Raw genomic sequence first — 23,819 nt, forward strand, 5'->3', positions numbered from 1 at the left:
GTAAAATCCTTAAAATAAAAAAGACCGACGTAGGAGTTCCTACATCGGTCTTCTACTTAATAAAACTTTAATGTGAATTATTCAGTCTTTCCGGTAGGTTCCAATGCACCTGCAGGAGCTTTGAAGTTGATCTCATAAATATCATAATGAGAATTTCTCCAACCCTTTACGTAAGCCACGGAAACGCCTAAGAAATATCTAAGTCCGAATTTAAGAGTGTTAGTGGCAAAGGTTGCGATCTCTTCATCGGTAATTGAAAAAGGGTGCACTTTATTTCTGGTCTCGTCCAGATACAATCCTTCCCAAGTTCCAATCATAGTTCCCTTATATTCTAAACTTAGAATACGACCTGTAACGGAAAAATTCCTTTTTCCTCCGGATTTACTTTTGCTTACGATCTTGTCCGGTAAACCTTTCGGAAGTGATCTTTCTTGGAGTTGAGCTCCTATCACTTCGTAATCGGAAGACAACGCGATCGCTTCGAATCTATGGATCCTGTACTGGACTAAAATTTCCTGGTTCAGACTTTTGCTTAAGAAGTTCACCACATCCGCATTCTCGGGGCGTACGCTGAATTCGATTTTTTGTTTTGCCGGAGCATAACATTCGTCCTTCATTTCGTCGCAAGCTTCCGAATCGTTTATGGTATACACTTCTAAAAGACCTTCATAAGATTCAAAAACGATCCCTCTGCTTTCGAATTGGATCAATTTTGCAACTGTCCAACCTTCGGAATAAGTTCCTGCCGCAGATAAGGATGAGGTAGTTAAAAGAAAGATCCCTAGTAAAAGAAATCTTAAGGATGGAATTCGTTTCATTCGAGTTCGGTGCTCCCTGTTATGTAGGCAGACCCTTGGGGATTCCCTTTGGGTCGCGAATTCGTGAATCCTTTCCGATTTTTATCTTACATCAAGAAAATATTTCTTTCCGTTCTTGAAAAATCCGCATGTAAGTCCCTCCGAGATCTCAGTACTCTCCGTGTGAACCAATAAATGCACAAACAAGTTTCGCACAGAGTTCACGGAGCACACAGAGTTTTCATTTACAAAACCCGCCAGGGATGTGCAGGGCGCGAAGCGTCCTGAGCGTAAGCGAAGGACGAGGACGTATGTCCGAGCCCGGAGCAGCCCGGTCTTGCGTAAGCAAGAGGCGGCCAACCCTTTTTCAGATTGCCCCTTCGACTCTGGTTGGGAACCTGGTCTTGCAAGTAGATCTGAAAAGGGAATCCGGTGAAATTCCGGAGCTGTACCCGCAGCTGTAAACGCCTAAACGGTAAGACAAAACCACTGTCGAAAGACGGGAAGGGTCTTAAGCCGGGCGTGAGTCAGAAAACCTATCCGAGCTACTTTCAATATTTCGGCTTTCGGGAGTTAAGGCCTCAATGAACAAAAGACCCAAACAAATCGGTAAGATCCTTCATCTAGGTCTTTTTTTATTTTCCGTTCAAATATTTTCCCAAGAGAACCAGAAAACGGAAAGCTCCCCTGTAAAAGTTGTGGGAAAGACCAGTTCCAATTCTCAACCCGAAAATTTCAGAAAAAATCCGACCGGTTTTCAGACATCAATCGATTTGGACCAATACAATGCACGTTATACGAATCTTCCGGACGTTTTGGAAAGAGAGGCAGGGGTTCGGATCAGAAGATACGGAGGACTTGGGTCGTATTCCACTCTTTCTCTTCGAGGAACAAACCCGAACCAATCCAGGATCTTTATAGACGGAGTCCCTTTTAATAATGCGCAAGGTGGAGAAGTCAACCTGGCGGATCTTCCTTTCGACAATTTACAAAGTATAGAAGTTTACAGAAGTGGTGCACCTGTAGGATTTTCAGGATCGACTATCGGTGGAAGCGTAAACCTAGTCACAAGAGTAGGATCTGGTCCGCCTAAAACCCGGGTCAATATCGGTGCCGGAAGTTTTAATACGGGAAAAGGTAGCATAACGCATACGGGGACTTATGGCGGGATCGGGGCTAGTGTATTTTTACTTGGAGAAAAATCGGACCAAAACTTTTCTTATCTGAACAACCACGGCACATTGCTTGTTAATCCTTTAGACGATACGATCGATAGAAGAAGGAACGCTCAGTATGAAAGAACATCCGGAATGCTGGGACTGAGCGGAGATATCGGAGCCACCAAGATCAAATTTTGGAACGATCTAAATTATAGATTTCATGGAATTCCAGGACCAGCCAGTAACCAAACCCAAAAAGTACATCGCAGATATCTTAGAAATACTACCTCACTCGGAACGGATACGAAAGGTTTGTTTGATGGACTACTAAGGTTGGAGACTCGAGCTTTCACATCTTTTACGAACGACGACTTATTCGATCCTAAATCCGAATTTTCCAAAGGAACCCCTAACTCCACAGCCAATATGGGACAGTACGGGGCGCAAATCACTCCGACTCTCTATCTATTAGAATATTATCAAATATTGAAATTTCATGCAGGGATAGAAAAGGAAACATTCGAAAGATCCAGAAGTACACCTCAAAATATCGATCTTAAATACGAACCGGGAAAAACAAGAACCTACACGACGTTTCAGGTGGAGGATGAGTTCCGGTTTTTGGACGGAAAACTAGTTTTAACCCCGGGAGTTTCTTGGGATTCTTACCGGGATAAATTCCAGTCCGATGAACCTTGGTATAGAAAGCAGGATCCGTTCGCTTCTGCCATAAAAACCTCCGAATTTTCGAATCCTAAAGCGGGACTTCTCTGGAGGTTTTGGGAAAAAGAAAATTATTCTTTGGAATTCAAATCCAATATCGCAAAACAATATAGGATCCCGAGTTTTTTGGAACTATTTGGAGAGGTCGGGACGATCATAGCAAACGATTCTTTAAAACCTGAAAGAAGTGAGAATGCGGACGCGGGTATCACAGGCAAATACAAAAACGGGGAGCTTAAATCCAATATTACGATTTCCTACTTTAGAAAGAGGATCAAGGATATGATCCTTTTTATTCCGAATTCTCAGTTTACTCTCCGGCCTGAAAACATCGACTCTGCCAGGATTGATGGTGCCGAGGTTTCTCATAAGACGGAATACAAGGGCTGGAAATTTCTATTAGAATATACCTACCAAGAAGCGATCAATACTTCTCCTGCGCCTTATCTGAACGGTAAATATCTCCCTCTTAGACCGAAACATGAAATCTCCGGAACGATCGCATATAGAGGAAAAACCTGGGAGCTCGGTTTTGAAGGAGTGTATGTGGGAGCCGTCTTCAAAGACAGGACAAACGAATATGTGAATTACCAACCTGCTCGGCAGATTTGGAACGCGTATCTCACACTGGTATTATACTCTTCCACGGAAGAGGAAGATCCTAACAAAAAAGGAGAAAAGGCTCCGAAAGAACTGCTCTTAAGTATAGATCTCCGCAATATGGGAGATAAAAGAGTGGAGGATATTGTAGGATATCCTCTGCCGGGAAGAAACTGGTTTATCACCTTAAGTGGGAGGTTTTAAAATGAGAAATAGATCCTATTCTATTTTTTCCGGTTTACTCATTTTCCTTTCCTTCTGCGGAGATATTGAAAGACCACCTTTATATACGTTGTTCTTAACTCCGAATCTCCCGAATAATATCGGAGTCGTCACCACCGACTTTGGGGGAGGAGGAAGGTTTAAGGTGTTAAATCCGGAACTTCTTGTTTCTTATCCGGGACTGACACCTATCCATTCCGATGCGGTAGCGAGATTCGGAAACAATAGGGTGTATATTCTAAATCGTTTAAATAGGGACAGTATCCAGGTTTTGGATCCGAATTTCGGGTTCCAAACGATTGCTGAATGGTCCATGGGTTCCGGCACAAATCCCACCGATATCGCGATTGTCGGTCAGAACAAAGCGTACGTATCACTTTACGGATCCAGAATATTGAGAGTTCTTCATCCTTTGACGGGAGCGAGTTTAGGCCAGATCGACCTGGGAGGATATTCAGAACCAAGCGCCATTCCGGATAACCTGCCAGAAATGTCCGGTATGCAGATCGTGGGTACGAGTCTTTTTATCGTTTTACAAAGATTGGATCGGAACGATCCGAGCGGATATTTCCCTCCAGGATCTTGGGGATCTCTTCTTTTAGAAATAGATACTGTAACGGATTCTATTATTTCTACTTATACGTTTCCGACCCCGAATCCCGTCGGGAAACCGCAGATCTTAGAACTTTTCGGAGAGACTCATTTGGTTTTTGCCGCTGCAAATAGAATGGGTTTTTTAAGCCAGATTGACGGCGGAGTGGTGGCGTTTCGACTTTCTACTCGAACTTTTCGCTCCGGCTTTTTATTTCCGGAAACTGCGGCGGGCGGGGATATATTAGGAGTACAGATCAAGGACGAACAATTGGGTTATGCAAGCGTTCTGGACGCTTCCTTTAATAAAACATTACAAGTATTTAATCCAAGCACTGGACAGAAACTGGCAGATCTGCTTTTTATTCCTTCTTCTTACGACGCGAGCCTGACCACAATTCTTCTTGGGGAAGACGAGATACTTTACGTTTCCAATACCCAATTCTCTCAACCGGGAGTTACGATGTTCGATACTAGAGACAATCGGCTTTTAACACCGGTTCCGATCTCCGTGGACCTCCAACCTTTCGACTTGATACAACTCAAAGAATAATTCTTTACCTTGTGTCGAAACCGGATTGACAAAGCCCTAAAAGAATGGATGATCCTTCGTTGTTTTTCGGAGGCCTATTTCCTTGAGTTCCGATATTTTTCAAATGATCGCTGCCGGTCATAAAGCCCAAGTTATCTACTCTTTAAGAGAAAATCCGGACCTGGCCTCCAAACTAAATCCGGAAGGGATCACTCCCGTATTATTCGCTCTCTATTTCGGCAAGGACGATATAGTAAATTCGTATCTCGCCTTAGGAATTCCACTTAATCTGTTTGAAGCGGCAGCTTTAGGAGACGAGGACCGTGTTAGAGGGCTCGTCGATCCAAATCCGAGTATCGTTCGTTCTTATAGTCCGGATGGTTGGACCCCTTTACATTTGGCGTCTCATTTCGGAAGACTTTCCATTATTCGATATTTATTGGAGAAAGGAGCGGACATTCACGCTAAATCCAAAAGTAAATTATCGATCGGTAATACTGCATTACATTCTGCTGTAGCTTCCTGGCGGGCCGACGCGGTTGCGTTACTATTGGAGAACGGTGCAGACCCTAATTTTACGCAAGATGGAGGTTTTTCGCCGCTTCATATTGCCGCAACCAGACAAGGAAACGAACAAATCGTCGATTTACTTTTGAAAAAGGGAGCAAATCCGGATCTTAAAACGGAGGATGGAAAAACCGCCAGAGATATCGCAGCGGAAAGAGGAGTGGCTTTTAGCCCTTAGGTTTTGCTGTTTGTGATTATTTTAATCGCCGAATATTAAAACATTATAATTACCTAATTTTCTTGAATATCCCAAATAAAACCGCGATTTGTATTCCTAATAGGAGATACGTCCAGTTCCAATCGTTCCCTTTTACTCGTTCTTTCCGTTCCGTTTCTAGTTCGATTTTTAGTCTTTCTATCTCTAAGCGGAGAAGGTTCATACCGGCAGTCAATTCTTCCATACTTTTGGTGGAAACGCTTGAGATCGGCGTATTATTTCTAATTATTGGAGATAATTTTTTACTTTGATCCGGATAATTTTCTAACTCCGCAAGTTCTTTTCGAATACTTTCGTTTAAAGGCCATTTTTCGTAGGCTTTCATAAGATATTCTTTCGCCTTTTGAAAGTTTCCCTTTTTCTTTTCTTCATTTCCTATTCCGATCCAGGCCCGGGTTAAAATAAATTCCGCTTTTGAATTGGAAGGATCGGATCCTAAAACGGAATTTGCCAATAATTCCGCTTCTTCGAATTGTTTAGATTCTAATAATATGTTTCCTTCTTGGATCCATCCGCTTTCCGCTAATTCCTCTTCCGAAAGTAGGAATAAAGGAGAGATTACAAGAACACAAAATGCGAATATTCTAAAAATTGTATCTTTCCTGAGGGAAATTTTCATCTGTCGATCCGGATCGCTTTATGAGCATATCTTCTTCTTGGCATAGTTGAAGGATGAGTTGTCCACGCGGAACCTAATGGATTCCCGGAATCCAAAGAATACACGGTATTTTCCGGGATATTAATGGATGAAGCTCCTCCAAAAGAGAAAATTTTCCTAGTTTCATAGGAAGTCTGGACTGCGGGAAAATATAAAGAGCTCGGAAGGCTTGGTCCCAAAGAAAAGGAAGAAGAACCTAATTGAAAAAATTCGGTTCTGTTGGTGGGAATAATGGAAGTGGCAGGTTGGAAAACATTGCCGGAACCGGTGGAACCTCCGACAACCGTGAAATAAACTCCATCGGCAGGGAAAGGATCGGACGAAGAGGGTAAAATACAAACGCTCGCAGCTCCATGTTTGGATTCCCCCAAACTCGGTTCGCTAAAGGAAGTAGTCGTATTTGCGGAAGCGGCAAAACCATCCGTGCTTGCGTTAGCGCTTCCGCTATTATACGTCCTACCACCGGTATAAAAAATAATACCGTTGATCGTACAACCCGCCATATCAACCCTACTAAAGATCGTGGAGGCGGAAGAATAAGAGATCCATTGACCGTTTGTTCCCAATTCCGGATAGAACTTTAGAATTGTATTAAATACCGGGCCATTCGTCATATCGGTAGAATTGGAACCGGATAGAAGATAGATCTCATCCCCTACGGAACCTGCCACCGCGCCGATAGAGCCGGAAGGTAAAGAAGATTTTGTTTCCCATAGATCCGCATACGGATCATACACTTCGACCTTGGAAGAAGAAACATAGGTCCCCGAAACATTCTCCATACCTCCGATCACATATATTTTGTTTTTATGATGAAGAATGGAGGCAAAGATCCGAGGACTTGGGATGGTCGTAATGGAAGAATACCAAATATCCGTCACAGGATCGAATAGATCCACTTCTCGAATAGGAAGTCCGTCGTTACCGATCCCGCCTAAGATCCAAATCCCTCTCGTTTTGGGAGGATCGTTAGAGATCCAGGTCGTAAATTCTAAAATATTACCTTCCTCTATCCTTTGAGATCCGCAGGTTAAGATCGCTCTGTATGAAGTATTCGGGGTCAAATGCCTCCATTCTAAAAAATGGGTTTTAGAAGAATTTGCACTTGGGGTAATTCCTTCGCTAGTATACATCGTACCCTTGGAAACTTTCGAACAATTCCAAGAAAGAATTGCCGATTTCGGGCCTAATTTGGCTACAAATGCGAATTCCACTTTGGAAGATTCTTCCCCTAAAATTTCGGATAAGCCGGAAGCCGAGCAGAAACAAATGAGCAGGGAGATAAAAAGAATTATAAAAATAGAATATATTTTTCTCATATAGCAAACCCCCAGGAGAATCGGAAGCCTGATCTGCAAAAGTTCGTTCCTTCTTCTATATTGCACTGAGATCGGATCCCAATTCGTATGGAAGATCCGGATGCCGTTCGCCAATTCCAGCCGAATTCGAAAATGAGATCCGGATTGATCGTAGAGATCCTTTCCTCTCCCGATCGGACTAAATTACTGAAACCGGCGCCAGTTAACCAATACGGAGAAGAAGCTCCGTAATATTTTCCCAAATACAGGGACTGGCTCCATATACTTAAGTTTCCGTTCCTACCTTTTCCAATGGATGCCTCGGAAGAAACTCCATAGAACCAAAGTTTGGAATTTGTATCTCTTTCTATGAATGCGCCACCTCCGTATGTGATAGGGAAGGCCTGTCCCCATGCACCCCAGGAATAGTATCCGGAAGCGAAAAATCCGATTCTCCATTCTATTTGTTTAGAAGTTTCTAATAGATATCGTTCAGATAGTATCGGAGGCTCCGAGGAGATATCGTCAAAATTATGAGAGAGGATTTTACTTCTATCCAACTCGGCAAAACCAAGTTCCGTCTTTAAGATGAGTTTATTCTCTCTTTTTTCTATCAAGACCCCTTTAAGTTGGGTGCCATCCGTTAGTTTGAATTCGGAATATCGATAGGAGGAATCAGGACCCTTCTTCCTGGGGTCTATCCGTTGGAGTTCCGACCTAGGGATCTTATATCTTTTCTCTTTCCAGGAAAAAAGAATGTATTCCGGTTCTTCCGAAACTTCTTCCGCGATAAAAGCATCTCCATTCTTAAATAAAATTTCGAAAGCGAAAAGATAAGAAGGCAGTAAGAAGATCCCGCAAAAAATAAAAGTACACTTTTTGGACATAGACGTATTTTCGATTAGGAAGGTGGAAAAAAATTCGACCGAACCTTATATGGATGGGATGTGACTTCTTCGAGTAAAAAGAAAGAAATTTATTTTGAATTCATTTAAAATATCCCAAAATAGTATATTTTAAAATTTGTATGTTCCTTTGGTGATGGATCCTTTTTGGGTTAAAATTCGGAATTCGTGCGGAATATGGATTCCAAATTCGAAAATGGGAGATTCATCTGAATCCCAATTCAGGATATTTGAAAAAGAATGTGGAAATTGTGATTTTTAATATCCTAAATTGGGATATTTATGTTTGACATTGGAAATTTTAAACGTGTTAGTGCTCTTATATATAAAAGTCGCCTTTAGGTGAACCGCTCACAGCTCGGCTAATTCCAATCCGGAACAAAATTCCGGAAATACAAAGAAGGATTTGGCAAGCTAATGTTTAGGACCGGAAGATATTATGTAATTCTTATATTTTGTAGTGCAATCCTGCTTTTAGCTTGGAACCCTCTACGTCCTATTTATTCATTTTTCTCGACATTTTTCGGATTGGAGACCGAGATACCTCTTCCGTTTCCGGACGTTAGTGTAAATTCGTATGGAAAGCCTGGATTTTCACTTTCGATTCAGGTCCCTCCGGGAACTGGAGATTTGGTTCCTTCCATCGATATCCAATATTCCGGCTCCGGTTCGGGAATATTGGGGAAAGGTTGGACCTTAGTTGGATTTCCTCAGATCTCCAAAAATCCGAATCTGGGAGTTCACTTCGGCTCTTCCGATGGATATACTTCTTCCCAATTCGGTGAAATGATCTCCGATACAAGCGGAAATTATAAATTCAAATTCGAAAGTTTCTCCAAAGCGGAGTTCGATGGTTCCGTTTGGAAGGTTCGAGATAAAAACGGGATCATTTACGAATACGGAAAAAACTTTTCCGGCGGTTCCAATTCCAGATTGGATAGTGATGGAGCGCCTATCGCCTTTTACCTGGATAAGGTCAGAGATAGGTTCGGGAACGGGTATGATATCCAATACGATCCGGAAAATCTTCAATCCGCGGACGTTATGCCTAAGGAGGTCGTGTATGCCAGAGGAAATGCGCGGATCCTCTTTATTTATGAGGATCTGTCTGAAAGATTTGGAGAAAAAATTTTCTCTCTCACCAAATCTCTTTCCCGGAAGAAAAGATTAGAAAAAATCGAAGTGTATGCGAAGGATTTTTCAGGTTCGGAAAACTTAAGCGAGGTTTATGAATTCGATTATGATACCATTGATGGGGAAACTTTTCTTACTTCCTTTCATCGTAAAAATTTTAAACCGATCCTCTTTTCGTATTCGAATCGGTCGAATCAAGCCCAATACGTAAAGTCCTCAGGAAAAACATTCCAAAATTCTTATAGAGCCTCCGATCCCAGCGTGAGATCCTTTTGTGAGGCGACTGTTGCATCCTGTGCTTGTACCGCTGACTGGGGTTGTATTGTTGCAAGTAACTATTCGGCGCCCTCGCTTTGCCAAATTGGGATAGAAAATTTCCAAGATATTTGCACCAACGGTGTTGAAATGTCTTTTGCCGTTCCTGCGGATGTGGACGGGGACGGAAGTCCGGAAATGGTCCGAGTGTTGGGAAATATGGATAGTCAAAGATTTTCCGTTTCCAAACTTTCTTCTTGGGATACGGAAAATTTAGATTCGATTTCTGTGAGCGGAGAATCTAAGGGGAACCCGATCGGAGTTACCACAGAAGGAAGGATTTTTCCGGGAGATTTTAACGGAGACGGGAAGACCGATTTTTTAGTCCTAAGGTCCAATGGTGCTAAAGGGATCGTATATTACGGTCCGGATCTGCATTCCGTAGAATATCCCGAACTGATCGCGGAAAATTTACATCAAAGTAAACCGTATCATTTTTTGGCGGATGTAAACGGTGATGGGAAGATCGATTTTTTGCAGGCAAAAACTTCCACAAAGATCCAGATCTATCTTTCTACCGGTTCCGGTTTTCAAAAATCACAATTATTGAATATTACAGATCCAGGAAATTCTTTCCAAGGGTTTGTGGATATGGATAAAAACGGGATCCCCGATCTGCTTAGGGTCAACGGGACTTCCGATCCAAGATTGATCTTAACATTCTACGATTTTAAGAATGGGAATTTGATCGAATTAGAACAAACCGAAATTTCCAGAGCAACCTTTGGGAACGACGGAGATCAATTCGTTTCCGATCTGAACGGGGACGGATATCTTGATTTTGTATTTTTTTCCGGGGTCACAAGCCAAGGGACCATCCACTATTATCCTTTCGATGGAAGAAAGTTTAGAACGAACGGGGGAGGCGCCTTCCAAACGGTGAGTGTAAATGGTGCATATGCATCTAAACAAAAACAAAGTTCATCCGCCTCTAACCAACCTTTTATGGAAATCGATCTTTCTGGGGATGGGATCAAGGATAGGGTTACCTATAACTATTCAGATCTTTCCAATCCGTACTTTATTGTAGAGGTGTATGATACTTCTCAGTCCAATTATCTTCCCGGTTTTTCGTTGTATTGGAATCAGGATTTGACCCAAGACTTAAACGGGGACGGGGTTCCGGATATTCTTAGAGCGAATGTAAGCACTACCGAAGAAGCAGATAACGAAGATGCGGATTCCTTGCCCCAAACGATAACCGTTCGGAATTTTTCGGTAAACATTACGAATATCACATATTATGAAATTCCTATAGATCTCAGAAATTATCTCCCTTCCGCAAATACATCCGGAAGTTCTTCGGATAATGCGTATTTCAATTGGAGGAATAGAAAAGAATTCATAGATCTGAACGGGGATGGAAGAGCGGACTTCTTGAGATATGATTCTTCCGAATCTAGGCTAATCGTTTCTTATTCTAAAACGGACTCGAATGGAAATCTATTTTATTCCGCCGATGGGGACGAGTCCTGGGTGACTGGAGGATATCTGATTCCGCTGGATATCAATGGGGATGGTAAACCGGAACTTTTAGGCTTGAATGGCGAAAAAAGACCGCTGCAATATTCCGTGCCGTCCAGTATTCCATTTGTGAATACGGTAGCTTATCGTCAGTTCCCTTATGAATCGAATTTAGAATTACATCTGTTAAGATTCCGTTCCGATATTCCTTCCGGACTTTTGACCAAAATAGAGAACGGTTCCTATGTCTCCGATGGAAACGTAAGCGTTCAATTAGAGTATTCCCTTTCTAAAAATCATCCGACAGCGAACGGACTTGCGTTATATGATCCGAATCATCCTGAATTTCTTCCTTTCCTGTTTCCGGACTTTTTGACCGTTAAACTTTCTCAAAAAGCGGGGAGTACGGTTTTGGAAGAAAATTCATATAAATATTTCCACTCGCGAATTTATAGAGGCGGATTTAGAAATTCCGGATATTTAGGATTTCAAAAAATAGAAGAAAAAAATACGATCTCCAATTCCATTACGGAAACGAAATATGATACTCCTTTCTTGGAGGCTGTTGGAATTGCGACCGCTCAGACGAAATTTAAGAATGGGTCTAAAATTTCCGAATTATATAAAAACTTCCGAAAATCAATATCTTTCAACGGCGGCATACTGATACAGGAAACGGATACTCTGGAGAATGTATATAGGGCAGGTCAATTATTCCAATCTTCTACGGTAACAAAAACGTATGATACTTATGGAAATAATACCCGCAAAGACACAAGTATTAACGGAACCACTGTCGGCGAAAAAATTACGTATTTGAACGATTGGAACGAGGGTATATTAGGAAAGCCGACTGATATTCAAGTATTGAAGAATGGGGAGATCATTTCTCACAAAAAAATAGAATATTCTAATTTTCAAATATCAGCGGTGAAAGAGGAGATGAGTCCCGGTGTCTGGAAGAGCGAAATGATCCAGGCATACGACTCTTACGGAAATCCAAGTCTTATAAAAGAGTCTAGCGGAAATTCGATCACTGTAGAATATGATAATATTCTACATAAGTTCCCGCTCAAGATGACCAACGGACTAGGCCAGGTCACCGAAAAAACCTATAATTTTGCAAACGGTTTGGAATTATCCAGCACGGACGAAAATGGGGGAATTTCCAGAACGGAATACGATCCTCAGGGGAGGGCTATAAAAAGTTATTTACCTGGGGAAACCGAGTGGTCGGAAAAAATCGAATATGAAAACACCGGGGACCTAGAGAATCAGCTTGTCCGAAAAATCTTCCGAAGGAGTAATGGTGAGACTTGGCAGGAAGATCTGAGTAATAATATTACTAAAATTTCTAAAAAAAGAAGCAGCCTAGTAAACGGGTACGTTCTAGTGGAGGAAACTCGCCGGAATTTGGAGGGCCAGGTCACTCGGAAAATCGATCCGTATTTAGAAGGATCCAATCCTTTTTCCTGGACGGATTTTACTTATGACTCGGAAGGGAACCAGGTTCGAAGCGAAAGAAACGATGGAACAGTGATCGAATCCGAAACCGACGGTTTGATCTCTAAAAGAAGGGAACTTCTTAACGGAAATCTAATTAAGGAAACCATTGAGGAGAGAAATCTGATCGGTCAGGTAATTTCTTCGACTCAGCAAGGAAAGACAACACGCTATTCTTATGACTCTGCCGGTAGGATTTCGGAGATCATAGATCCGGAAAACGGGACCACGTTTATTGAAAGTGACTTTGGAGGAAGAAAGACCAAAGTGGTCCATCCGGATTCAGGAAGGATCGAATATGAATACGATCCAAATTCCGGAAAATTATCCAAACAAAAATACCAAAACGGTTCCAGCATACAATACTCATACGATATCTTAGGAAGAGTCTCCCAAGTGAAAGGAGAATCTCCTGAAACCGGGGTCGTATATTACTTATATGAATACGATGACCCGGATAAAGAGAATGGGATCGGTAGATTGACCAAAGTAACAGACCCACTTGGATCGACGGAGTTCGGATATGATCTAAGAGGGAATCAAAACCTCGTCGTAAAAAAACTCACGGAAGAAGATCTACAATTTGTAATTCGTAAAAAGTATAATCTGCAAAACCAAATAGAAGAGACCGTATATCCGGATGGAAGTATTGCAAAGAACTTATATTCCGAAGCTGGATTTCTTTCCGGGATCACTTTAACGCCCGGAGATGGAAGTGGTTCTGATTTTCCTATCGTTCAATACCAGGGTCCTATCCTGGAGGATGGGGAACTTAAGATCCAAAGAAAGTTGGGAAACGGTGTTCGAACGGATATATATTATGATCTGATAAAACGTAGGCCTAGTAGATTCGTTTCCGTCAAGGATACTGAAATTTATCAAAGTATAGAATACAATTACGATCAGTTTGGAAATTATCTTTCTATCTTGGATAAAAAAAATCCGGTACGGAGCCAAAACTTCCAATACGATACGCTCAATAGACTGGTGTCCGCTTCGGGCATTTATGGAACGGAAGAATACACATATTCCGATTCCGGAAAATTACTCCAGAAAGGGAACTTATTCTATTCTTATGAAAATCCTTCTCATAAGAATGCAGTTACAAGGGTAGCAGGTCAAAATCATTCTTACCAATATTCTTACGATGGTTCCGGAAATATCATCTCCAAAAACGGGGAAAGTTTCCGCTACGATCCTTTCCAAAAATTGAAAGAGATCCAAACGGAAGACCAAGATCGTATTAAATTCGATTATGACTTTTCGGGAACCAGAATACGAAAAACAAAATCCAGCGATTCCAGTAAAACAATCAGTTTGGGCGGATTGTATGAAGTTTCCGTTTCTCCGGGAAAATCCCCGCAACATACATTGTACTTCCGGGGGAATTCTGGAGATCTGGTGGCCCAGTGGACCAGAACGGACGCAGTTCTTGTAAGTTATCTGGGAAACAGTATTTCCGCTTCACCGTCCGGAATAGAAACGGGATGGAAGACGTTATCTTGGGCAATAAAAGACAATTCCATCCGAGGAATAAAGTATTTATTCCTAATGCCGGGAACTAATTTAGGATTTTTGTATATAACAATTCTATTAGGTCTTGGATTCGGACTACTTTCCTTTCAAGAAGGTCTATGGAAGTCCGTTTTAAAATTCACTTCTCCGATACTGATCGTTTCTTTTTCAAATTGTTCTGTTCTGATGCCCGGTGGTAACGGAAATCCACCCTGGTTAGTTCCACCGCAATTTGATTCAAATACACCGAATGTAAGTAACCCTTATGAGCCGGGGGGACCGGGGTCCGGGGTGGGACTTCCAGTCGGCGGATTCTTATTTCTTCATCCGGATCATTTGGGTTCCATCACCATGGCAACAGATGGGAATGGAAATAGGATCGCAGGAGGGAACCAGGGCGGAGCATCACATATTTCTTATAAACCATACGGAGAGATCCAGAGAAACGATTCTTCCGGACCGGATGTGTTCCGTTACAAATACAATGGACAAGAAGAAGATAAGGAAACCGGTCTCTATTATTTCAAAGCAAGATATTACGATCCGGTCATCGGAAGATTTTTACAGGCGGACTCGGTTATGGATACCTCGAGACCGATGGGGATGGATCTGTATATGTATACGGAAGGTAATCCAATCAGGTACACAGACCCAAGCGGGAACAGTATTTTGAGTAGTTTCCTGGAAAGGAACGGGCTTGGGTTCTTGAACTTTAATCTTTCGTTAAGTACATTTTTTAGCAATGCGCTTTATGTGAGTTCTCAGAGATGGAGCGATGCCGGACTTGGAATTGTTATGGCGCTCAATCCTGCTGCAGTGATTGGAACCGCTTTAGGAGTGGGTGCAGCCGCTTCTTTAGTAGCGACCGCTACTATCACTACCGGACTTGGACTTGCGGTTGGGGCAGGGATTGCCGCAATCGGAGCCGCATCCTTGGCGAGTGTGGCAGCAATTACGTTAGGTGCTACAGTTGCAGCCGTCGCACTCGCTACCGGTTTTGCAGCCAGTGCTATCGCTGCAGGACTTGCAGCTTCCGCGGCGGGAGTAGCTCTTTTTGTCGGTATGGGGGCGTTGGCGGTCGTATCTGCCGTAGTAACTACCGCTCTTGCTGCCGCAGTGGGAACTGCTCTGCTTGTGAGTGCTCTTATTCCTATTCTTGCTGCGACCGGGCTCGGGATTGGACTTCTTGCAGTAGGCTCAATAATATCTCCAATTACTTTCCAAGCGTATCTAGCAGGTGGATATTCTAAATCAAGTTTCAATAATATAAATTGGAATGAAAAGAATGCGAGAACAGCCGGTTGTTACGCGGCCATAGGTCAAGCCGGTGCGATGGTAGGGGGATTTGTGCTAACACAGATGCCTTGGTTGGCTCCGGGATTGACTGGAGTATCCGCATCAGCAGGAGTTCAAACCTATATCGTATCAGCAATCGAATACTTAGGTTACATTGGTATCACTCACAGTATTGCAACCGGCGACTGGGCTAGCGCCGGAGCGAGCTTATTAGGTTTAGGGTTAGTTCCGGGAGCCGGACTTGCTTATAGTGCCGGCGATTACATGCATTCAGCTTGTGGAGGAACATTATAAATGAATTTAATCCGTTCCCTTTCCTTTCTATTAATTTCTCTTTTGGTATTCTGTTCTTGTGCAGGCAGCGTTCCTGGTCATGGAATTTACTATTGGCAGAGAACTATTCATAATTTTCAGAATACATACATTAAGTTTGAATTTTCAAACTTAATGTATGAAAAGCAATCGAAGGCGAGAAATATAAAAATCTATTCCTTTTTCGCATTCTTCGATGATGTGAATCCTTTTTTATTAACTCCCGGAAGTATTCATCCGGAATCAGATTATTGGGAAGGATACTACAATGACATAAAAAGTTTACCATTTGAAATTAAAGAGAATATTCGTTTTGTTTTTATGGAAGGGTGTGAATATCGAATGCCTACTACTTCCGGGAAGGTGAAATATCTTTTTTCATTTAATACATCAGGATACGCCGGAAAATTAAGAACTGAAATCGATCTCCCTCCAAATCATTCCATTCGCTTGAGCTTTAAAGAAAAAGGAATCCCTTATCCAGACGCAAAAACCATAGGAGAACGACTAGCAAATGATAGAAGCCGTTATGATTGGTATGAAATTATCTCCACGATAGAGCCTACCCCAGATTCAGACCCGATTAAACCCTGCGAAGTCAAAAAGGATGCTCCAAAATCAGAGTAAGTTGTTGCCAATGCATGAAAAAGGGATAGGCATTAGCTGGAAAGTTCAAAACGCGCTTATGAATAGAGCGAATTTAAATCTTAATATCGAAAAGAACCGCCCCGGTGAAGAAGAGCCGGTCTGTGAGTTGGGATCGAATTTTAATTGCTGAAAAGTGATATGAGAAATGGTGTTTGCCTGCGGAGGAATCCTGTAAATGAGTAGTTTATGTTTTCGTTATGAAAGAATTCTCATTTATTTCGTGCTTATATTGAGTTTTGCAAATCTGTACTTCTGTGGTCCGATCGGCCCGAACTATAATTACTGGGACATAGAAAGTTTTGATAGCACGTATCTGAGATTTAATTTTCCGGATCTAGGTCCAGAATCTCCATATTTTCCTCCAGGACTTTTCGTTTCGGAAAGAGATAAGAAGACTTATTATCTCACAATATTTTTGGAGAATGATTGGTTGCCCAATCGAAGTTTACAGCCGGAAGATTGGTATTGGAAAAAGTTTTATTCTAATTGGGATAGTCTACCTCCGATAGTTCAATCCGCTCCGAGATTTAATTTTATTTCAGGCTGTGAATATTATATTCCTGTTCCGGTCGGAAAATCCAGCTATTCTATCTTTAGCTATAATCGGAACCGTTCGAATATAGGTGGCGGGAGCATAACTAAAGTTGTAGAACTTCAGCCCGGTCAGTCTATTCGAGTTCATTTTAGAAATCCTGAAATATTGACTGAAGATAAAATCGATCCCAGTAAATACATACGATACAACATTGGAGATCGGATTTTATTTTCTATAGAGCCCACGCCTTTGCGCATGGATAAACCCGGCTGTGAGTTTGTGAAATAATTTTAAAATAATAAACAAAGGCATAAAAAAACGATGAAACGAACCTATTTCACAATATTGATGCTACTTTTCGTTCTGAATTGTATCGCAGTGGATACATTAGGAATAACGGATACTTACAAAGGAGATGAGGCCAAGGAAAAGTTATTGGCTGCGGCAAAAGTAGGGGATTATTTGACTGCTACGGAATATTTTACTGACCAAGGTTATACTGGGGCCGAATTGGATTCTTATGTGATGGCTCAAGTCATCTTAGCATCTTTTATAAATGAGACGGTCTTCAATCTGGATGAATCCAAATATTATAAAAAGAAGGATGTCGACGACTGTGCTCAAGTGATCCAATTTTTAGGGGTCGTCGCTGATTATGATTCTTTTACTTCGTTCATGACCAATCGAACTTGTCGTTTAAATCCAAACGATATGTTTTTTGATCGGAATATCGGTAAAAGTTCGAATAGCGGCGAATAAAAAATCTTTTTTAACGACGCAATTCCCCATCTTCCTGGATCACTTTCGAAACGTTATGTATCCCTCCTTGGAAGAGAAGACCTAGATAATCGGATAATTTTCTAAGATCGTAATTGTCTTCTTTTGCTAGGAGAACCATCGCTTCGAACCCGGCGGCTACCATCATAACGGAAGTGATGCGGATCGGATGCGCAGGAAAACCTCCTGCAGCTACCATTCTTTCCAAGTCACTGTCTAATTCTTCCAAGATATAGGTCATCGAGCCGCCTTGGAATAGGTATCCCCGAATAATATCCCTGTTCCTGGTCAATAGATCTAAGTGAATTCGATCCTGCATCATCACTTGGAAGACGGCAAAGTAGGCATCGCTTAAAAAAGCCAAAGGACTTTCCGCTTTTGCACGGGCCTCTCTGATCCCCTTTCGGATTCCTTCGGCTAATTCATCCGCAATGTCTTGCATTACGGATTCCTTATCTTTGTAATAATTATAGAAAGTTCCCTGAGCAAGCCCGCTTTCTCGGATGATTTCTCTGGTGGAGCAAGCCTCGAATCCTACACTTGCAAAAACCCTACGAGCCGCATTTAGGATCGCATTTCTATTTTTTGTTTTGTTGTCCTGTCTTCTGGACCCGGAAGTTATTAGTTTCATTGGGAATAACGAATATACTTTAGTTTATGAATTTTTTTTAATACAGTTTTAGCCGCGTGATATCCACACATACCGTGTACTCCTCCTCCGGGAGGTGTGGATGCGGAACAAATAAATATATGAGGATTAGGAGTCGTGTACGGATCCATCTTTGCGATCGGTCGAAAGAATGCTTGTGTAAGATCTGCCGCTCCTCCGGTGATCGCTCCCCCCACATAGTTTAAATTATAGGAATAAAAGTCCTTTGTATTCATGGAATGTCGGGCTAAAATCCTGTCCTTGAAACCCGGAGCGAATCTTTCGATCTGGGCTTCCAGAACTTCAGTCAAATCTTTTGTGGAACCGGAAGGAACATGGCAATATGCGTATCCTGTATGTTTTCCTTTAGGAGCCCTGGTCGGATCGAATTGGCTTTGTTGGACAACCAACATATAGGGACGATCCGGATGTTTTCCCGACCATACTTCCGATTCGGCCTTTGCAATTTCGGAAAATTTTCCACCCAAGTGAACTGTGGATGCTTGCAGACAACGGGAATCTTTCCAAGGGATAGGTCCATCTAAGGCCCAATCCATCTTGAATACTCCCGGTCCGTAATTATAAGATGATATTCTTTTTATATAAGAGGAGGATAATGTATTTCCTGCTACCGAAGCTAATTGATCCGGACTTGTATCAAAAAGAATACCCTTTGTTTTAGGAAGTTGGGAAAGACTTGAGACCTTATAATTCGTTTGGATCTTTACTCCGAGACCTTTTAGGTAGGACTCCAGGGATTTTGCGATCATTGCGGATCCGCCCTCTACTACCGGCCAGGAGCGTACATGTCCAGTCAAAGAGAACAAAAGTCCTAGAGCTCCGCTTAAAAATTTCTCCAATGGAAAGATCGCATGTCCCGCGCAACCCGCGAATAAGGCCTTGGCTCTTTCTTCTTTAAACCAAGAATTAGCGATCGATTTTGCGGAACGTAGTCCTAATAATCCGAATCTCGCCAGTAAAAAAGGATGTTTCGGTATGCCAAGAGGAGCTAACGCATCGGACAAAAGTCCTTCCGGATCTTTGAGAAAAGGGGAGATCAATTTTATATAGGATTTTTTATCCGCACCTAAATCTTTTGCGGTTTCCTCTAAAGATAATTTTAGTAATACCGCGGATTCCCCATCCAAAGGATGTGCTACGGAAGCTTCCGGTTCTATCCATTTTAATCCGTGTTTTTCCAAAGGAAGTGTTTTTAAATATGGAGATAAAATTCCCATAGGATGAGCGGCGGAGCAAACATCATGGAGAAAACCGGGTAAGGTTAACTCTTTCGTTCGCAAACCGCCGCCTATCGTATCAGAAGCTTCCAATACCAAAACGGAAAGTCCGGAATTAGCCAGAACGGATGCTGCCGCTAGTCCGTTCGGGCCGGAACCTATGATACAAATATCATATTCTTCGGAGCTGAAATCCATTATTTAGTCGGCCAGGGTTGGAGTTCCTTCAAATCGGCAACTTCTATCTTTCCGTCTTCTAACAATCCTTTCTCAGCGTCGTGGATTCTGTAGTGAATTGTGGATTTTCCTAACGGTTGCCCTTCTATAAAGATACAACGTAGTTCTTCATCTTTGAAACCGCACTGTGCCTGCACGGATCTAAGTAGTTGTTCGCTATGTAAGTGACCTTCTCCGAAGTTCCATCCTACCACCATACCGGCGATCAGTTCACCTTCTACCCATTCGTACTTTTCAAAATTTTTGACCGCTTTCGGAACTAATTTTTGGAATGCTTTTCCGTGTAGGTGCATGAGTCTAAACGCCATCACCTTACTCACCAAACCTACCGAAACTTTTCTTTCGTAAAACATATCCAACTGGTCGTACAACCATCCGGAAGTTTTGGTAAGCTTCTCCAATTTTTTATAACTATCTTCTTTGAACATCCATACGCTTACCGCCCAATTTCCTGCGTAATATCTCATCGCAAGTAAGAAGGAGATCCAATCCGGTCTGATATTTCCGATCAACGGAAGAGCTAAAGAGAACACGAATAAGAAAGCGGCAACAGGTGCGGACTCCAATTGGAAAGGAGTGATGGTCGGATTCGCTCCAAATAAGAAGAACCCTGAGTAAACCACGAGGAAGTTCCATTCAATCGGAACTCCCATCGGGAAGTTGCTTGTGATATAACTATGTAGGAATACCATCATTCCGAGTCCTAAGTATAGAACTGTTTGGGAACCGGTCATGATCGCCGTAAATAAAACGATTGGAGTTCCCATTTCTAGAACGATTCCCATATTCGCTTTCGCTACGGCCGTGGAAGAAGGACGAAGATCTTCCGGGTAATTCTTATACATCGCCTTTCTGAACCAAGCGAAAGGTGTGAATGGGCTATTACTTGCCATCACGCAGACAACGCTCGGAAAGTGGGAGTTAAGTTTGGAAAATCCTGCAAACAACCAGATGGAAAGTTGGACTATCATCGCACCCGCGATCCAGTTTTGTGCGAATGCAAACACAACTATTGTTACCCAGTAGTGTTCCGCTCTTGCAGCAAGAAAAACAGTTTTATCTAATATACCTGCGATTACCAAGCTGATGATGATCGGCAAAAATTGTTCGAATCCCGGCGCAGGGTGGATCAAACAGAGAACGGAATAAACCAAAACGGAAGCGTAAGCAACGATTTCCAGAATTCCTCTGGTCTTTCCTCCTATGATAGGAGCTCCTTCGAATAAAGGCATTTTGGTGGTCTTAGGTCTTAGGAAGTATAAGAATCCTCCAATGGGAGGGAAATATCTTCCGGTTAAAGGACCACTTCCGCACCCAAGTCCCAGAACCTCGAATAACAAACTCCATACGATCGCTTTTTGAAACGCCACCGGAACAAACCACCAAGTAACAGTTCCCCATGTTCCGAGTCCTGGACTAAAAGAACAGAAATAGATCCAACCTGCAATGTACAATGCGATTTTTAAAACATATACGATATATGCCCCGAGAGGGGAGCCGTAACCTTGGACTGCCCAGGCTTGGCAGGACAAACGGGCCCTATCTGCGAATGACATTTTCGCCCAGGCCAAGGCATCATAAGGGGGAGCTTTAGGAAGGAACATCTTTCTCTCCGTATTCTATATTTAGAGGGAGTGATATACTACAGTATAGAGAAATGTCAAGAAAAAATGACTGATTGGTCATATTTAGAATGTGTTTTACGGGAGGGCCGCGCCCACTCGCTTCGCTCGGGTCAGGCTCTCGCCTCCGGTCAAAAAATCGCATTCGCGATTTTTGTGACCCCGGCTCGATCCTTCGCGGGTATTGCTAGAAAAGTTTTCCTTTTATACCAAGCCCCTCTTGAGGCCTTCGTAAACTCTGTGCGAAACAAAGATCTTGACATATTCATAAATATATATTTCAGTATATATATTTATGAATCGAGCCAAAATATTCAAAAATGGAGATAGCCAGGCAGTTCGTCTTCCGAAAGAATATAGATTTAAAGGCAAAGAGGTCTATATCCATAAGGAAGGAGAAACCGTAGTATTGACCCCGATCGAAGATGCTGTAGATAGATTTTGGAATGCTCTAAATGGATTTTCCGCCGATTTCAAAATAGAAAGAGCTCAGCCTAAGGATTACGATAGGCGCGATCCTATATGAAAAAGTATCTTTTAGATACGAACATTTGTATTTATATCATAAATCAAAGACCTGATCCGGTTTATAAAAAATTAAAAAAGGTAGCTTTAGAGAATATCTATATCTCTTCTATTACGGAATTTGAATTATATTTTGGAGTCGAAAAAAGCCTTCATAATGAGAGAAACAGAAGAGCATTATCTGATTTTATCGGATATTTAAATATATTACCATTCGATAGCAATTCATCGAAGATTGCGGCTAAAATACGCTTCCGTTTAGAAAAATCGGGGAAACCGATAGGCCCTTTCGATCTATTAATCGCGTCTCAAGCTATTTCCCATGATTATATCCTTGTGACTAATAATGAAAAAGAGTTCAAAAGGATTAAAGAGTTAAAGCTGGATAACTGGTTGTAAAGCGAGGTAACGACCCGAAGGAGTCGGTGACCGAAGGTCAAACGAGTGAGCCGATTGAATTGCGAGAATGGTTAAAACCGGACGAAAAGTTGTAATTGCAGGAGTGTATCTACCGGGACTCGCCCCGACGCAGTTGTCCATCCTGGCCAACTAAGCTCTGGGGCGTCTCAAGCTGGGCTCAACACATCCTGTGTTTCGCACGCGATCTTTTACGCTCCCTATGGGTCGCTAAGCTCGCTTTCCAGCTTTCGCTTCGAGTCCAATACGTTTCTTGCTTGGAATTTTGTACCCTTCGCAGCGACCCTAGGAGCGAGAAGACGACCCGAAGGAGTCGGTGACCGAAGGTCAAACGAGTGAGCCGATTGAATTGCGAGAATGATTAAAACCGAACAAAAATTTATAATTGCCGGAATGCACCTACCGGGACTCGCCCCGACGCAGTTGTCCATCCTGGCCAACTAAGCTCTGGGGCGTCTCAAGCTGGGCTCAACACATCCTGTGTTTCGCACGCGATCTTTTACGCTCCCTATGGGTCGCTAAGATCGCTTTCCAGCTTTCGCTTCGAGTCCTCTGTACCTACCGGGACTCGCCGTTACGCAATCTCGCATCCTGCTCGATTTGGCTCCACGGCGTCTTTTGCACTCGCTTCGCCATCCATGGGCTCGCGGCGCATTTGCGACGCTCTCTACGGATCGCTGCAAATGCTTTCGTGCAAAAGCTTCGAGTCCTCTGTACCTACCGGGACTCGAACCCGGACCCCAGGCTCCGGAGGCCTGTACTCTATCCGTTGAGCTATAGGTACTTATGTAGGTGAGTTTTTGGGAGTTACCCAAGCAGTCAATCTGATTCCTGGAGCATGGATTTTACGGAAATTTCAGGAGAGGTATCCGAGGTTTTTTGCTTACATTTTACCGCTTTTTTCTAGCCTGCTTCTTACTTCCTGTTTCGATTTTTTCGATCGCAGACCTTCTTCTTCCGGATCTATATATCCGTATGAAAGTAATCGTTTGTATAATACGTATGAATTTTGTTCTACCACCGCTACATTTTCCGTGGATAAAACTTTTTGGGGTGCCTTTCGTTGGATTGTCGCTCCCGAGTTTTCTCAGAATGTGATCCGCACATACGATTATCCGAACGGGACCTCAAAGCGTACACAAGACTACCAAGCAGATCTCATCAACGGATATCATGATATCAGCACGAAAGGTTATAAATTTTCTTACGGCGCAGGTTTGAGAATCATCTGGAACCAAGCCACAGTGATCTTGATAGATTACGCCAAGTCCAGGGAAGATTCCCAGCTATTCATAGACATAGGCCAGATCTTCTAGAGCCAATCACCGAAAATACTTCAATAAACTGTTTCATTCGATTTTT

At 42.5% G+C, this 23,819-nt stretch carries 17 protein-coding genes, 1 tRNA gene and 1 riboswitch; of the genes, 10 read left to right on the forward strand and 8 right to left on the reverse strand.

The window, feature by feature from the left end; all coding sequences use genetic code 11:
• Positions 1 to 77: 77 nt before the first annotated feature.
• Positions 78 to 818, reverse strand: a complete 741-nt coding sequence (gene lsa26, locus AB3N61_RS04520; protein WP_367898585.1) for a surface adhesion protein Lsa26 — start codon at positions 816 to 818, stop codon at positions 78 to 80.
• Positions 819 to 1,167: 349 nt separating this feature from the next.
• Positions 1,168 to 1,356: riboswitch (cobalamin riboswitch) on the forward strand.
• Between the two features lie 25 nt (positions 1,357 to 1,381).
• Here lsa26 and AB3N61_RS04525 point away from each other — a divergent pair.
• The 3 genes from AB3N61_RS04525 (at position 1,382) to AB3N61_RS04535 (ending at position 5,370) form a co-directional block, all read left to right on the forward strand.
• On the forward strand, positions 1,382 to 3,484 hold the full coding sequence (locus tag AB3N61_RS04525; RefSeq protein WP_367898586.1) for a TonB-dependent receptor: 2,103 nt from the start codon (positions 1,382 to 1,384) through the stop codon (positions 3,482 to 3,484).
• Position 3,485: 1 nt separating this feature from the next.
• Positions 3,486 to 4,646, forward strand: coding sequence for a YncE family protein (locus AB3N61_RS04530; protein WP_367898587.1), 1,161 nt, complete (start codon positions 3,486 to 3,488; stop codon positions 4,644 to 4,646).
• A gap of 103 nt (positions 4,647 to 4,749) precedes the next feature.
• Entirely contained in the window at positions 4,750 to 5,370 is a 621-nt protein-coding gene (locus tag AB3N61_RS04535) for an ankyrin repeat domain-containing protein (protein WP_036091014.1), read from the forward strand.
• A 49-nt stretch (positions 5,371 to 5,419) separates the two neighbouring features.
• On the opposite strand, the gene AB3N61_RS04540 is transcribed toward AB3N61_RS04535, so the two are convergent.
• The 3 genes from AB3N61_RS04540 to AB3N61_RS04550 are packed head-to-tail and all read right to left on the reverse strand — an operon-like array spanning position 5,420 to position 8,252.
• Positions 5,420 to 6,028, reverse strand: coding sequence for a tetratricopeptide repeat protein (locus AB3N61_RS04540; RefSeq protein ID WP_367898588.1), 609 nt, complete (start codon positions 6,026 to 6,028; stop codon positions 5,420 to 5,422).
• Entirely contained in the window at positions 6,025 to 7,386 is a 1,362-nt protein-coding gene (locus tag AB3N61_RS04545) for a Kelch repeat-containing protein (protein ID WP_367898589.1), read from the reverse strand. The genes AB3N61_RS04540 and AB3N61_RS04545 overlap by 4 nt, the downstream gene beginning before the upstream one ends.
• Entirely contained in the window at positions 7,383 to 8,252 is an 870-nt protein-coding gene (locus AB3N61_RS04550) for an LA_3334 family protein (protein WP_367898590.1), read from the reverse strand. Before AB3N61_RS04550 ends, AB3N61_RS04545 begins: the two co-directional genes overlap by 4 nt.
• A 435-nt stretch (positions 8,253 to 8,687) precedes the next feature.
• Between AB3N61_RS04550 and AB3N61_RS04555 the strand changes: the two genes are divergently transcribed.
• The 4 genes from AB3N61_RS04555 to AB3N61_RS04570 all read left to right on the forward strand — a co-directional run bounded on the left by AB3N61_RS04555 (position 8,688) and on the right by AB3N61_RS04570 (position 17,751).
• Positions 8,688 to 15,791, forward strand: a complete 7,104-nt coding sequence (locus AB3N61_RS04555) for an RHS repeat-associated core domain-containing protein (protein WP_367898591.1) — start codon at positions 8,688 to 8,690, stop codon at positions 15,789 to 15,791.
• A complete protein-coding gene (locus AB3N61_RS04560; RefSeq protein ID WP_367898592.1) occupies positions 15,792 to 16,436 on the forward strand; it encodes a hypothetical protein in 645 nt (214 codons plus the stop codon).
• Positions 16,437 to 16,632: 196 nt separating this feature from the next.
• Positions 16,633 to 17,280 carry a hypothetical protein gene (locus tag AB3N61_RS04565; RefSeq protein ID WP_367898593.1) on the forward strand — a complete coding sequence of 216 codons (648 nt, stop codon included), beginning with the start codon at positions 16,633 to 16,635 and terminating at the stop codon, positions 17,278 to 17,280.
• Between the two features lie 33 nt (positions 17,281 to 17,313).
• Positions 17,314 to 17,751: a TIGR04452 family lipoprotein gene (locus tag AB3N61_RS04570; protein ID WP_020771162.1), complete on the forward strand. Its 438-nt coding sequence runs from the start codon at positions 17,314 to 17,316 to the stop codon at positions 17,749 to 17,751.
• 10 nt (positions 17,752 to 17,761) lie between these two features.
• Here the strand turns inward: AB3N61_RS04570 and AB3N61_RS04575 are convergent, their stop codons facing one another.
• The 3 genes from AB3N61_RS04575 to AB3N61_RS04585 are packed head-to-tail and all read right to left on the reverse strand — an operon-like array spanning position 17,762 to position 21,497.
• Positions 17,762 to 18,400 carry a TetR/AcrR family transcriptional regulator gene (locus AB3N61_RS04575; protein ID WP_020771534.1) on the reverse strand — a complete coding sequence of 213 codons (639 nt, stop codon included), beginning with the start codon at positions 18,398 to 18,400 and terminating at the stop codon, positions 17,762 to 17,764.
• A complete protein-coding gene (locus tag AB3N61_RS04580) occupies positions 18,397 to 19,854 on the reverse strand; it encodes a phytoene desaturase family protein (RefSeq protein ID WP_367898594.1) in 1,458 nt (485 codons plus the stop codon). Before AB3N61_RS04580 ends, AB3N61_RS04575 begins: the two co-directional genes overlap by 4 nt.
• Positions 19,854 to 21,497, reverse strand: a complete 1,644-nt coding sequence (locus tag AB3N61_RS04585) for a DUF3556 domain-containing protein (protein WP_020771318.1) — start codon at positions 21,495 to 21,497, stop codon at positions 19,854 to 19,856. The genes AB3N61_RS04580 and AB3N61_RS04585 overlap by 1 nt, the downstream gene beginning before the upstream one ends.
• 313 nt (positions 21,498 to 21,810) lie before the next feature.
• Between AB3N61_RS04585 and vapB the strand changes: the two genes are divergently transcribed.
• Both vapB and vapC read left to right on the forward strand, forming a co-directional pair.
• Positions 21,811 to 22,041: a type II toxin-antitoxin system antitoxin VapB gene (gene vapB, locus AB3N61_RS04590; protein WP_020771312.1), complete on the forward strand. Its 231-nt coding sequence runs from the start codon at positions 21,811 to 21,813 to the stop codon at positions 22,039 to 22,041.
• Positions 22,038 to 22,439 carry a type II toxin-antitoxin system tRNA(fMet)-specific endonuclease VapC gene (gene vapC, locus AB3N61_RS04595; RefSeq protein WP_020771126.1) on the forward strand — a complete coding sequence of 134 codons (402 nt, stop codon included), beginning with the start codon at positions 22,038 to 22,040 and terminating at the stop codon, positions 22,437 to 22,439. Before vapB ends, vapC begins: the two co-directional genes overlap by 4 nt.
• A gap of 730 nt (positions 22,440 to 23,169) precedes the next feature.
• On the opposite strand, the gene AB3N61_RS04600 is transcribed toward vapC, so the two are convergent.
• Positions 23,170 to 23,241 (reverse strand) — tRNA-Arg (locus AB3N61_RS04600).
• Positions 23,242 to 23,446: 205 nt separating this feature from the next.
• On the opposite strand from AB3N61_RS04600, the gene AB3N61_RS04605 reads away from it, so the two are divergent.
• Complete coding sequence (locus tag AB3N61_RS04605; protein WP_367899121.1) at positions 23,447 to 23,773, forward strand: hypothetical protein; 327 nt, start codon at positions 23,447 to 23,449, stop codon at positions 23,771 to 23,773.
• The last annotated feature ends 46 nt before the right edge of the window (positions 23,774 to 23,819 follow it).

This window comes from Leptospira sp. WS58.C1 (assembly GCF_040833995.1).
Lineage (GTDB): Bacteria > Spirochaetota > Leptospiria > Leptospirales > Leptospiraceae > Leptospira_B > Leptospira_B cinconiae.